Origin of the sequence: Micromonospora sp. NPDC007230 (assembly GCF_042869115.1) — a bacterium.
Classification (GTDB): Bacteria; Actinomycetota; Actinomycetes; order Mycobacteriales; family Micromonosporaceae; genus Micromonospora.
This window is the reverse complement of the sequence record NZ_JBIAFE010000008.1, coordinates 222,061-235,786: the sequence shown is the minus strand read 5'-3', so window position 1 is coordinate 235,786 and position 13,726 is coordinate 222,061. Positions and strand designations below refer to the sequence as shown.

5 protein-coding genes are annotated in these 13,726 nt (G+C 75.8%); all 5 read left to right on the top strand.

All coding sequences use genetic code 11. The features are described from left to right. Nucleotides 1-528 precede the first annotated feature (528 nt). The gene (gene sbnA / locus ACFYML_RS14290; protein WP_387421008.1) at nucleotides 529-1,518 is read left to right on the top strand and encodes a 2,3-diaminopropionate biosynthesis protein SbnA; all 990 of its coding nucleotides are present in this window, start codon (nucleotides 529-531) and stop codon (nucleotides 1,516-1,518) included. Nucleotides 1,519-1,528: 10 nt separating this feature from the next. Further along, nucleotides 1,529-2,551: a 2,3-diaminopropionate biosynthesis protein SbnB gene (gene sbnB / locus ACFYML_RS14285; RefSeq protein WP_387421007.1), complete on the top strand. Its 1,023-nt coding sequence runs from the start codon at nucleotides 1,529-1,531 to the stop codon at nucleotides 2,549-2,551. Nucleotides 2,552-2,567: 16 nt separating this feature from the next. Beyond that, on the top strand, nucleotides 2,568-3,530 hold the full coding sequence (locus ACFYML_RS14280) for an ATP-binding cassette domain-containing protein (RefSeq protein WP_387421006.1): 963 nt from the start codon (nucleotides 2,568-2,570) through the stop codon (nucleotides 3,528-3,530). Beyond that, nucleotides 3,527-4,315 carry an ABC transporter permease gene (locus ACFYML_RS14275; RefSeq protein ID WP_387421005.1) on the top strand — a complete coding sequence of 263 codons (789 nt, stop codon included), beginning with the start codon at nucleotides 3,527-3,529 and terminating at the stop codon, nucleotides 4,313-4,315. Before ACFYML_RS14280 ends, ACFYML_RS14275 begins: the two co-directional genes overlap by 4 nt. 122 nt (nucleotides 4,316-4,437) lie before the next feature. Continuing rightward, nucleotides 4,438-13,725, top strand: coding sequence for an amino acid adenylation domain-containing protein (locus ACFYML_RS14270; protein ID WP_387421004.1), 9,288 nt, complete (start codon nucleotides 4,438-4,440; stop codon nucleotides 13,723-13,725). Nucleotide 13,726: the final 1 nt, after the last annotated feature.

Sequence of the window (13,726 nt, the reverse complement as noted above, 5' to 3'; positions counted from 1 at the left end):
TCGCGCCGTCCGGGGCCGAAGGGGGAAGCCCCGGACGGGCGGTCCGGGCCGGACTGGCAGCAGGGCGGGCCGCGTCAACCCCGCGGGTGTGTCCGGGGAGTCGTCGAGTGCCGGGACCGAGATCGTCGACGCCTGGTCCGCGTCCACGCCCTGCCGCGGTGCGACCCTGGCCGGACTCCGGTCGGTTTCCGGCCCGGACGGCCTCTCGTGGCGGCCGCCGGTGTCGCACGGGAACCAGCCTGCCCGGCCACCCTCGAACCGGGATCGACCGTGGCTCGACGGCGGTGGCCCGGCGGCCGACCCCGGCCCGACCGCCCGCCCCCTTCGGCCCGGCCGCCCGCCCGCGGCCTGACCGGCGGCTCGAGCCGGCTGCTAGCCGTCCCCGACCTCGATCCGAGCCCACCCCGAGCCGGGTGGCCGACCGTGAGCGGCGTTCCCATCCGCCCGCCGGTGCCTGACCTGAGCCGCCGGGCCTTCATCGAGCCGGACCGGGAGTAGTCGAGATGGACCAGTGCGGAAGTGATAGCCATGAGCCGTGAGGCGCTGCTGGCGCGCCTGGCCATGGTCGGGCGGGCGATGCCCCGCACCCCGGTGGTGCAGCTGCGGCACGACCGGCTGGACCTGTTCGCCAAGCTGGAGTACGTCAACCCGAACGGCAGCTCCAAGGACCGCTCGGCGTACTGGATCCTGCAGCGGGCGGTCGAGCGCGGCGATGTCACCGAGCGGACCACCATCGTGGAGTCCTCGTCGGGCAACTTCGCCATCTCCCTCGCCTCGTTCTGCCGCTGGATCGGGCTGACCTTCGTCCCGGTGATCGATCCGAACGTCAACGCCAGCACCGAGGCGTACCTGCGCCGGCTCTGCGACCGGGTCGAGAAGGTCACCGAGCCGGACGGGACGGGCGGGTACCTGTCCACCCGGCTGCGGCGGGTGGAGGAGCTGCGGGCGGAGCTGCCCTCGGTCTACTGGCCCAACCAGTACGCCAATCCGGACGCGATCGAGGCGCACGACCGGCTCACCGGCGCGGAACTCTGCGCCGACCTGCCCCACATCGACTACCTGTTCGTCGGGGTGAGCACCGGCGGCACCATCGGTGGGCTGTCCACCCGGCTCAAGCGGCTGCACCCGGACGCCTGGGTGGTCGGCGTCGATGCCGAGGGGTCCGTCATCTTCGGTGGCCCGCCGGCCAAGCGACGCCTGCCCGGGCTCGGCTCCAGCATCGTGCCGCCGCTGGTGGGCAAGGCCAGCATCGACGACGTGGTGATCGTGCCCGAGGTGGACGCGGTACGCGGCTGCCACGAGCTGTTCGAGCGGCACGGGCTGTACACCGGCGGATCGACCGGCAGCGTCTACAGCGCGATCGAGCGGTACTTCGCCGACCACCGGGGACCGCGCCCGACCGTCGCCTTCCTGTGTGCCGACCGCGGCACCGGTTACGCCGACACCGTGTACGACCCGGACTGGGTCGACCGGTTCGTCGCCCAACGCGACCGCGGCCAGTCCGTGGCCCTGGTGTGAGAGGAACAGCATGACCGAGACGCACCGACCGACCGTCCGGCCGTTCACGGTGGTGACCGCGGCCGAGGTGGCCGCGGCCATCGAGGCGGACCGGGCGGCCTGTCTGGACGCGGTACGCCGCTGCTACCTCGCCCACGACGAGGCGACCAGCGCGCTGCCGCACAGCAGCTTTCTGCGCTTCCCGCAGCTGCCCCGGGACCGGATCATCGCGCTGCCCGCCTACCTCGGCGGCGAGTTCGAGGTGGCCGGCATCAAGTGGATCGCCAGCTTCCCCGGGAACACCGCGCACGGCATCCCCCGGGCGTCGGCGGTGCTGCTGCTCAACGACCTGGCCACCGGCTACCCGTACGCCTGCCTGGAGTCCTCGCTGATCTCGGCGACCCGGACCGCGGGCTCCGCGGTGCTGGGCGCGGAGGCGCTGGTCGGCGGCCGGCGGGTCGGCAGCGTCGGCTTCATCGGCACCGGCCTGATCGCCGAGCACGTCCGCCGGTTCCTGCGCGACCTGGACTGGGAGATCGGCGAGTACCGGCTGTTCGATCTCGACCCGGCGGCGGCCGAGCGGTTCGCCGCCACCGTGCAGGCCGACGGGGTGGCCGCGGCCAAGGTGGTCCCCGAGGCCGCCGACGCCTTCGCCGCCGACCTCGTGGTGCTCGCCACCGTGGCCGGCGAGCCGCACCTGCACGACCCGGCGCTGCTCGCCCACCACCCGGTGGTGCTGCACCTGTCCCTGCGCGACCTGTCGCCGGAGATCGTGCTCGCCGCGCAGAACGTCACCGACGACGTCGACCACGCGGTCCGCGAACGGACCTCGCTGCACCTGGCCGAGCAGCGGGTCGGGCACCGCGACTTCGTCGCCGGCACCATCGCCGACGTGCTGCGCGGCCGGATCCGCCGGGACCCCGACCGGGCCGCGATCTTCGCGCCGTTCGGCCTCGGCGTGCTCGACCTGGCCGTCGGGGCATGGGCCTTCGACCGGGTACGCGCCGCCGGCGGCGGCCGGGAGATCGCCGACTTCTTCCCGCTGGCGAACTGAACTAGGGGGTGGGCACGTGGACCTGACGATCGAGGCCGAAGGGCTGCGCAAGACCTACGGCACGCACACCGCGCTGGCCGGGGTGGACCTCGCCGTGCCGGCGGGCACCGTGCTCGGCCTGCTCGGCCCGAACGGCGCCGGCAAGACCACCATGGTGCGGATCCTGTCGACGCTGCTGACGCCGGACGGAGGCACCGCCCGGATCTGCGGACACGATGTGGTCCGGCAGCCGCGCGAGGTACGCCGGCGGGTCGGTCTCACCGGCCAGTACGCGGCCGTGGACGAGCTGCTGACCGGCCGGGAGAACCTGGTCCTGATCGGCGTGCTGCACCACCTCGGCCGGCGGGCGGCCCGCGCCCGGGCCGACGAACTGCTCGAAAGGTTCCAGCTCACCGACGCCGCCGGCCGGGCCGCCCGGACCTACTCCGGTGGCATGCGGCGCCGGCTCGACCTGGCCGCGAGCCTGGTCGCCGACCCGCCGGTGCTGGTGCTCGACGAGCCCACCACCGGGCTGGACCTCACCAACCGCCGCACCCTGTGGACGATGGTCCGGGAGCAGGTGGCCCGCGGCACCACGGTGCTGCTGACCACGCAGTACCTGGAGGAGGCCGACCAGCTCGCCGACCGGATCCTGGTCCTCGACGGCGGGAAGGTGATCGCCGAGGGCACCCCCGACGAGCTGAAGCGCAAGGTCGGCGACGAGCAGCTGCAGATCCGGCTGCGCGACGGCGGGCAGCGCTCCGCCGCCGTCGCCGCCCTCGCCGCCGTCACGGCGCACCAACCGGTGCCCGACGACGACGAGGCGAGCCTGCGGCTGCCGTTGACCGACGGGCTGGCCGGCATCGCGGCCGTGGCGGCGGCGCTGGACGGCGCCAGGATCGACGTCGAGTCGTTCGCCAGCTGCACGCCGACCCTGGACGACGTCTTCCTCTCCCTGACCGGGCGGAGCACCGCCGAGAAGCCGGAGGCAGCGGCATGACCACCCTCGCCGTCGAGACCTCGGCCCTGGTGGGCCGCCACCTACGGCACCTGGCCCGGGTGCCGATGCGGTTGCTCGGCGTGACCGTGATGCCGGTCGCGTACGTGGTGATCTTCGGGTACCTCTTCGGCAGCGTCATCGAGGTGCAGGGCGGCGGCTACCGGGAGTTCCTGATGGCCGGCATCTTCGCCCAGATGATGCTCACCAACCTGCAGCACACCGCGCTCGGCGTGGTCGACGACCTGGGCAACGGCATCGACGACCGGTTCCGGTCGCTGCCGATCGCCGGGCTCGCCGTACCGCTGGCCCGGACCATGGCCGACCTCACCCGGGTGGTGGTCGCCTGCGTCGCCATGGCCGTGGTGGGCTTCGCGATGGGCTGGCGCACGCACGCCGGCCCGGTGCAGGCGCTCGCCGGCTTCGGGCTGCTGCTGCTGCTCGGCTTCGCCGCCTCCTGGCTCGGGGTCCTCCTCGGGCTGCGGCTGCGCTCGGCCGAGGCGGTCAGCGCCGTGGCCTTCCTCGTCGTGATGCCGATGACGTTCCTGTCCAACGCGTTCATCCCGCTGCACGGGCTGCCGGGCTGGCTGCGCACGGTGTGCGAGTGGAACCCGCTGTCCGCCGTGGTCGCCGCCTGCCGGGACCTGTTCGGCAACCCGGGCTCGGCCGGCGACGCCCTGCCGATGCGGCACCCGGTCGCCGCCTCCCTGCTGCTGATCACCGCGCTGCTGGTGGTCAGCGCGTCCCTGGCCACCCACGCCTACCGGGCCGCCGCCCGGGGCCGCTGACCCCGCCGCCCGCCCGGCCGGTTCGCGCGTACGCCGACCGGCCGGGCGGCCACCCGCTCGCCACCCACCGAGCAGCCAGCCACCCCGCGAACACACCACGTCCGTAGCTCCGGAGGACTGCTGTGCCCGACCACGAGGATGTTCACTGCCCGCTGACCACCGCGCAGTTCGGGGTCTGGCTGGCCCAGCGGCTCGACCCGGACAACCCGATCTACCTCCTCGCCGAGTACGCCGACCTGACCGGCCCGCTCGACCACGCGGTGTTCGAGGCGGCGCTGCGCCGGACCGTCGCCGACACCGAGGCCCTGCGCAGCCGGGTCGAGGAGCCGGTCGAGGGCCGACCCGTGCTGGCGGTGTCGCCGGCGGTCGACTGGCCGCTGCCGGTGCTCGACCTGCGCGGGGAGGCTGACCCGTTCGGCGCCGCCCTGGACTGGATGCACACCGACGCCGCCCGGCCGCTCGACCCGGGCCAGGCGCCGCCGTTCCGGTACGCGCTGCTGCGCCTGGCCGACGACCGGACCCTGTGGTACCAGTGCTACCACCACCTGGCCGTGGACGGGTACGGCATGGTCCTGGTGGCCCGGCGGGTCGCCGCGGTCTACACCGCGCTCAGCGGCGGCGACGAGCCGGAGCCGGCGTCGTTCGGGCCGCTGCGGGCGCTGGCCGACGCGGAGGCCGCCTACCGGACCAGCGAGCGGTTCGACCGTGATCGCGGGTACTGGACCGGGCGGTACGCCGACCGGCCCACCCCGGCCAGCCTCGCCGGCCGGCGGCCGGCCACCCCGCGCCGGCTCACCCGGCGTACCGCCCCGGTGGCACCGGCCACCATGGACCGGCTGCGGGCGGCGGCCCGGGAGCGCGGCGTCGCCGTGCCGGCGGTCGTGGTGGCCGCGATCGCCGCCTACCTGCACGGGCTGACCGGCAACGAGGACGTGGTGCTCGCCCTGCCGCTGACCGCCCGGCAGAACGCCGCGGCGCGGACCACCCCCGGCATGGTCTCCGCGATCGCGCCCCTGCGCGTGGCGGTACGCGCCGACGCCACCCTCGGCGCGCTCGTCGCCGGCGTCTCACGGGAACTGCACGACGCGCTGCGCCACCAGCGCTACCGCTTCGAGGACCTGCACCGTGACCTGGGCCTGACCGCCGGGGCGTCGGTGCTCGGCCCGCACGTGAACATCCTGCTCGACGCCGGCGGCGGAGCCGGAACCCGGTTCGGCGCCGCCACCGGCACCGACCACAACCTCGCCGGCGGCCCCGTCGACGACCTGGCCTTCGTGCTCGACGCCCGGCGCGGCGACGCCGACGCCCGGCTGGACCTGGACGCCAACCCAGACCTCTACCCCGACGAGCAGGTCAGCGGGCACGCCCAGCGCGTCGCCGCCTTCCTCGACACCTTCGCCCGGGCCGCGGCGGAAGACCCGGACACCCCGGTCGGCCGGCTCGACCTGGCCGGCCCCGCCGAACGGCGGCTGGTGCTGCACGAGTGGAACGACACCATCCGGCCGGTGCCGGACGTGCGGCTGCCCGCGCTGATCGAGCAGCAGGTGGCGCGTACCCCCGACGCCCCGGCGGTCACCTGCGGGCCGACCACCCTGACGTACGCCCAGCTCAACGCCGCCGCCAACCGGCTGGCCCGGCTGCTGGTCGCCCGCGGCGCCGGCCCGGAGCAACTGGTCGCGCTGGCGCTGCCCCGGTCGGCGGAGATGTTGGTCGCCCTGCTCGCCGTCCTCAAGGCCGGTGCCGGGTACCTGCCGGTCGACCTGCGGTACCCGCCGGACCGGGTCGAGTTCATGCTGGCCGACGCGGACCCCCGGCTGGTGCTCACCGTCGACGGCGCCGGCGCCGGACTGCCGGTCGGCGACCGGCTGCTGCGCCTCGACGAGCCCGCCGTCCGCGCCCTGCTCGCCGCACAGGACGACGGCGACCTGACCGACGCCGACCGGCCGCGACCGTTGCGCGGCGCGCACCCGGCGTACGTCATCTACACCTCCGGCTCCACCGGCCGGCCGAAGGGCGTGGTGGTCAGCCACGACAACGCGGTCGACCTGGCCTGCTGGGCGGTCGCGGAGATCGGCCCGGCCGCGCTGTCCCGGGTGCTGGCCAGCACCTCGCTCAACTTCGACGTCTCGGTGTTCGAGATGTTCGGCCCGCTCGCCTGCGGCGGCGAGATCGAGGTGGTCGACGACCTGCTCGCCCTCGCCGAGCGGGCCGACGGCTGGTCCGGCAGCCTGATCAGCGCCGTCCCGTCGGCCTTCGCGCAGCTGCTGGCCGGCGGGGCGGTCGACGCGCACGCCGACCTCGTGGTGCTCGCCGGTGAGGCGCTGTCGGCCCAGGCGGTGCGGGACATCGGCGCGGCGCTGCCCGGCGCCCGGGTGGCGAACATCTACGGCCCGACCGAGGCCACCGTCTACTCCACCGCCTGGTACGGCGGGGACCTCGCCGACGGCGGCACCCCGCCGATCGGCCGACCCACCACCAACACCCGGGTGTACGTGCTGGACAGCGCGCTGCGTCCGGTGCCGCCCGGCACCGTCGGCGAGCTGTACCTGGCCGGCGCCGGACTGGCCCGCGGCTACCTCGACCGGCCGCGGCTGTCCGCCGAGCGGTTCGTCGCCGACCCGTTCGGCGCGCCCGGCGCCCGGATGTACCGCACCGGCGACCTGGTGCGCTGGCGGGCGGACGGTCACCTCGACTACCTCGGCCGGATCGACCACCAGGTCAAGGTGCGCGGCTACCGGATCGAGCTGGGCGAGATCGAGTCAGTGCTGTCGGCCCACCCGGCCGTGGCCCAGGCCGCGGTGGTCGCCCGCGCCGGGGTCACCGCCCAGCTCGTCGGTTACCTGGTGCCGGCCGACCCGGCCACCCCGCCGACCCCCGCCCAGCTGCGCGACCACATCGCCGCGGCGCTGCCGGAGTACATGGTGCCGGCGGCCTTCGTGCTGCTGGACGCGCTGCCGCTGAACCCCACCGGCAAGCTGGACCGCGGCGCCCTGCCCGCCCCGGACTTCGCCGCGGCGGCCGGCGCCGGCCGGGCCGCGGCCGGCCCGCGCGAGGAGCTGCTCGCCCGGCTCTTCGCCGAGGTGCTGGGGCTGCCCGGGGTCGGCGCGGAGGACAGCTTCTTCGACCTCGGCGGGGACAGCATCGTCTCCATCCAGCTGGTCAGCCGGGCCCGGCAGGCCGGGCTGCGGCTCACCCCGCGCGAGGTGTTCACCCACCGGACGGTGGCCGCCCTGGCCCGGGTGGCCGGCGAGCTCGGCTCGGCCGAGACCGAGGACCCGGACGCCGCGCTGGGGGAGGTGCCGCTGCCGCCGATCGTCGACTGGCTGCGCGGCCGGGCGGGCGAGGCCCACCCGGTCGACGGGGTGGCGCAGAGCGTCGTCGTGCGTACCCCCGCCGGGCTGCGCGCGGCGGACCTGGCGGCCGGGTTGCAGGCGCTGCTGGACCACCACGACGCCCTGCGGATGATCCTGCACCGCGACGGCACGGCGTGGCGGCTGGCGGTGCCGCCGCGGGGCACGGTGTCCGCCGCCGACTGCCTGCGCCGGGTGGCCGCCGACGCCACGGTCGGCGCCGCCCGCGCCGACGCCCTGGCCGGGCTGCGCCCGGGCGACGGGCAGCTGCTGCGGGCGGTGTGGGGTGACGCCGGGGCGGACCACCCGGGCTGGCTGGTGCTCGCCGTCCACCACCTCGCCGTGGACGGCGTGTCCTGGCGGATCCTCCTCGACGACCTGGCCACCGCCGTGGCGGCGAGCGTCGCGGGTGAACCAGCCCGGTTGGCGCCGGTCCCGACCTCGTACCGCACCTGGGCGCGGCGGGTGACGGCCGCAACGCCGACCGGGAACGCGACGGGCGCTGGGCCGGCGGTCGAGCCGGTCGAGTCCATCGTGGACCCACCGTTCGGGCGCCGACCGGTCGGCCCGGACGACACCGAGGCGACGGCCCGCCGCCGGACCGTCGGTCTGCCCGTGGCCCGCACCGAGGCGTTGCTGCGCACCGCCGCCCCCCGGTTCTACGCGGGCGTCGACGACCTGCTGCTGGCCGCCTTGGCGGTCAGCGTGGCCGACTGGCGGCGCCGGCACCGGCCCGGCACCGGAGCCGGACTGCTGGTGGACGTCGAGGGGCACGGCCGGGACGGCGTCGACGGGCTGGACCTGACCCGCACCGTCGGCTGGTTCACCCGGCTGGCCCCGGCCCGGCTCGACCTCGGCGACCTCGACCCGGCCGAGGCGCTGGCCGGCGGTCCGGCCGCCGGCCGAGCGGTGAAACGCCTGAAGGAACAGCTGCGGGCGCCCGGCCGACGGGGCGGCGAGCCGCAGATCGGGTTCAACTACCTGGGCCGGCTGACTGCCGACGACGGCGCCGACTGGTCGCCGCTGACGGTCGACGGCGAGGTCGCGGCCGGTGGGGCGAGCGCGCTGCCGATGGCCCACCCGCTGGAGATCAACGCGGTGGTGGTCGACGGACCGGACGGGCCTCGGCTCACCGCCGAGTGGAGCTGGCCGGACGGGGTGCTCACCGACGGCGACGTCCGCGAACTCGCCGACGGCTGGCTGGCCGCGCTCGAGGCGATCACCGAACACGCCGCCCGCCCGGGCACCGGTGGGCGTTCCCCGTCGGACCTGCCCCTGGTCGAGCTGGACCAGGCCGAGGTGGAACGGCTGGAGCGGAGCTACCCGGCGCTGGCCGACGTGCTGCCGCTCGCCCCACTGCAGGAGGGGCTGCTGTTCCTGTCCGCGTATGACGAGCAGACCCCGGACATCTACACCGTGCAGTTCGTCTTCGACCTCGACGGCGAGCTGGACCCGGCGCGGCTGCGCACCGCGGCCCAGGCGCTGCTCGACCGGCACCCCGGGCTACGCGCCGGCTTCACCCACCGGGACCTGCGCCGGCCGGTGCAGGTGGTGCTGGACGGCGTCGAGGTGGACTGGCGCGAGCCGGACCTGACCGGGATCGCAGCGGCCGACGTGGACCGCCGGCTCGCCGAGCTGCTCGCCGCCGACCGGGCCGAACGCTTCGACCTGACCCGGCCGCCGCTGCTGCGCTTCACCCTGGCCCGGCTGCCCGGCGGGCGGCACCGGCTGGTGCTGACCAACCACCACATCCTGCTCGACGGCTGGTCGATGCCGGTGCTCGCCGGGGAGCTGTTCGCGCTGTACCGCGCGGGTGGCCGCACCGACGGACTGCCGCCGGTCACCGACGCGCGGGCGTACCCGGCCTGGCGGGCCCGGCAGGACCGGCCGGCGGCCGAGGCGGCGTGGCGGGCGGCCCTCGCCGGGCTGACCGAGCCGACCCTGGTGGCGCCGGCCGCCGAGCGGGGTCCGGTGCCGCCGGCCAAGCTGCTGCGTGCGGTGCCGGCCGCGCTCACCGAGGCGCTCACCGCCACGGCCCGGGCGGCGGGCGTCACCCTGAACACCGTCGTGCAGGGCGCCTGGGCGGTGCTCGTGGGCAGCCTCACCGGCCGCGATGACGTGGTCTTCGGCGCCACCGTCGCCGGCCGGCCGGCGGAGCTGCCCGGCGTGGAGACCATGGTCGGCCTCTACATCAACACCGTGCCGGTGCGGGTACGCCTCGACCCGGCCGAACCGGTGGCCACCGCGCTCGCCGCGTTGCAGGAACGGCAGGCCGCCCTGCACCCGCACCAGCACCTCGGCCTGCCCGACATCCAGCGTCTGGCCGGGCACGGCGAACTCTTCGACACCCTGGTGGTCTTCGAGAACTACCCGGTCGACCCCGCCGTGCTCGACCTCGCCGGCACCGGCCTGGCGGTACGCGGGGTGCACGGGCACGACGCCACCCACTACCCGCTCACTCTGGTGCTGGTCCCCGGTGACCGGCTGGGGCTGCGGCTGGAGTACCGGCCCGACCTGATCGACGCGGACACCGCCGGGGCGCTGCTGGAGCGGATGTGCCGGCTGCTCAGCGACATCGCCGCCGACCCGTCCGTCCCGGTGGGCCGGCTCGACCCGGTCACCCCGGCGGAACGCCGGCAGGTCCTCGTCGAGTGGAACCGCACCCGGCAGCCGGTCGACCCGGCCACCCTGCCGCAGCTGCTGGCCCGGCAGGCGGCCGCCACCCCGGACGCCACCGCGGTCGTCTTCGAGGGGAGCAGCCTGACCTTCCGCGAGCTGGACGAGGCGAGCAACCGGCTGGCCCGGCTGCTGGTCGGGTACGGCGCCGGGCCGGAGCGGTTCGTCGCCGTGGCGGTGCCCCGCTCACTGGAGCTGGTGCTGGCGCTCTGGGCGGTGCTGAAGGCCGGCGCGGCGTACCTGCCGGTCGACCCGGACTACCCGGCCGACCGGATCGCGTACCTGCTCGACGACGCCCGGCCCGCCCTGCTGCTCACCACCCGGGCCACCGCCGCGCTGGCCACCGGCACCGCCACCGCCCTGGTCCTCGACAGCGACGAGGTACGCCAGGCCGTGACGGAACACGCCGCGACCGCGCTGACCGACGCCGACCGGGCCGGGCCGCTGCGCCCGGCCAACCCGGCGTACCTGATCTACACCTCCGGCTCCACCGGCCGGCCCAAGGGCGTGCTGGTGCCGCACCAGGGCATCGTCAACCGGCTGCTGTGGATGCAGCACGAATACCGGCTCACCCCGGCCGACCGGGTGCTGCAAAAGACGCCGTCCGGCTTCGACGTCTCGGTGTGGGAGTTCTTCTGGGCCACCATCGTCGGCGCCACCCTGGTGGTGGCCCGGCCCGAGGGGCACAAGGACCCCGCGTACCTGGCCGGACTGATCCGCGCCGAGCGGGTCAGCACCCTCCACTTCGTCCCGTCGATGCTGCAGGCGTTCCTGGCCGAACCGGCCGCCGCCGACTGCACCGGGTTGCGCCGGGTGATCTGCAGCGGCGAGGCGCTCCCCGCCGACCTGGCCGACCGGTTCTTCGCCACCCTCGACCCGGCCGGCGCGCACGGCATCGAGCTGCACAACCTGTACGGGCCCACCGAGGCGTCGGTCGACGTGACGTACTGGGCCTGCCGGCCGGGGGAGCGGAGCGTGCCGATCGGGGCGCCGGTCTGGAACACCCGGCTGTACGTACTGGACGCGTTCCTCCGGCCGGTGCCCCCCGGCGTGGCCGGCGAGCTCTACCTGGCCGGCGTGCAACTGGCCCGCGGCTACCAGGGCCGGGCCGGGCTCACCGCGCAGCGGTTCGTCGCCGACCCGTTCGCCGCCGCGCTGGCCGCCACGGACCCGTCCGTCACGCGCGGGGAGCGGATGTACCGGACCGGGGACGTGGTGCGCTGGCGGGCCGACGGGGTGCTGGAGTACGTGGGCCGGACCGACCACCAGGTCAAGATCCGCGGCTTCCGGATCGAACTGGGCGAGATCGAGGCGACCCTCGCCGAGCATCCGTCGGTGGGGCAGTGCGTGGTCCTCGCCCGGGAGGACCACCCGGGGGTGAAACGCCTCGTCGCGTACGTCGTGGCGGCCGCCGGGCAGCGGGTCGACGCGACCGTCCTGCGCGAGCACGTCGCCGGGCGGCTGCCCGAGTACATGGTGCCGGCGGCGGTGGTGGCCCTGGCCGGCCTGCCGGTGACCGCCAACGGCAAGCTCGACCGGGCGGCCCTGCCGGCCCCCGACTTCGCCGGGGTCAGCGCGGCCGGACGGGCGCCGTCGACGCCGCGCGAGGAACTGCTCGCCGGGCTCGTCGCCGAGGTGCTCGGGCTGCCCCGGGTCAGCGTCGACGACAGCTTCTTCGACCTCGGCGGGGACAGCATCGTCTCCATCCAGCTGGTCAGCCGGGCCCGGCAGGCCGGGCTGGAGCTGACCCCGCGCGAGGTGTTCACCCACAAGACCGTGGCGGCGCTGGCGACGGTGGCCCGGGAGGCGGCCGGCAGCGCCGCGACCGATCCCGATGCCGGCATCGGCGAGCTGCCGCTCACCCCGATCGTGCGGTGGTGGCTGGACCGGGCCGGTTCGCTGACCGGGTTCCACCAGTCCGTGGTGGTGCCCGCGCCGGCCGGACTGACCGCCGACCGGCTGCGCGACGCGGTGCAGGCGCTGCTCGATCACCACGACGCGCTGCGGATGCGGCTGGCCGGCCCGGCCGGGCAGCGGCGGCTGGTGATCGGTCCACGTGGCAGCGTGGCCGCAGCGGACCTGATCACGCCCGTGCCCGCCACGGACACCGGCCCAGCCAGTGCGGACAACGGGTTCGAGGTCGGCGGGACCGACGCCGACGGACCCGACCTGAGCGCACTGGCCGAGGCGGCCCGGGCCGAGCTGGACCCGGTCGCCGGCCGGATGCTGCGCGTCGTCTGGTGCGACGCCGGCCCCGGCCGGCCGGGCCAGCTGCTGATCCTGGTGCACCACCTGGCCGTCGACGGCGTCTCCTGGCGGATCCTGCTGCCCGACCTGACCGCCGCGCTGGACGCCACCGCACCCGACGGGACGGCCGGTGAGGCCGCCGCTGGCAGCCACCCGCCCGGCACGTCGCCCCCACTCACCCCGGTCGGCACCTCGCTGCGGGAATGGGCGGAGCACCTGGTCCGGGACGCGCACAGCCCGGCCCGGCTGGCCGAGCTGCCACTGTGGACCAAGCTGCTCGACCAGCCGGAGCCGGCCCTGGCCGGGCGGCCGCTCGACCCGGCCCGGGACACCGTCGCCACCCTCGCGGACCTGCAGGTGGAACTGACCGCCGCGCAGACGGAGCCGCTGCTGACCGCCGTACCGGCGCTGTTCCACGCCCGGGTCGACGACGCGCTGCTGGCGGCGCTGGCCCTCGCGGTGGCCCGCCGGCGGCAGCGGCGCGGCCTGGGCGACGACCCGGCGGTGCTGGTGGACCTGGAGCGGCACGGCCGGGCCGACCACGTGCCGGGCGTCGACCTGTCCCGCACCGTCGGCTGGTTCACGAGCCTGGCTCCAGTCCGGCTCGATCCCGGGACGGTGGAGTGGGACCAGGTGCGCAACGGCGGTGCGGCCGTCGGAACCGCACTGAAGCGGGTCAAGGAGCAGTTGCGGGCCGCACCCGACGACGGCCTCGGCTACGGCCTGCTTCGACACCTGAACAGCGAGACCGCGGGCGTGCTGGCGGACCTGGCCGAGCCGCAGATCATGTTCAACCACCTCGGCCGGCTGGGCGGCGCCCAGGGCGGCGGTGCGCGGATCGGCGGCGGCGCGGACCCGGAGCAGCCCGTGGCGTACCCGATCGAGGTCACGAGCTGGACCGTCGACGGCGCCGACGGGCCGCGACTCACCGCGGTGTGGCGGTGGCCGGCCGGGCTGCTCGACGAGGGTGACGTGCGTCAGCTCGCCGACGACTGGCGGACGGCCCTGGCCGGGATCGTGGCGTACGCCGCGGCGGGCGGAAGCGGTGGGCACACCCCGTCCGACCTGACGCTGGCCTCGCTGTCCCAGGACGAGATCGACGAGTTCGAGGACGAACTGGAAGCGGAGTGGGGGTAAC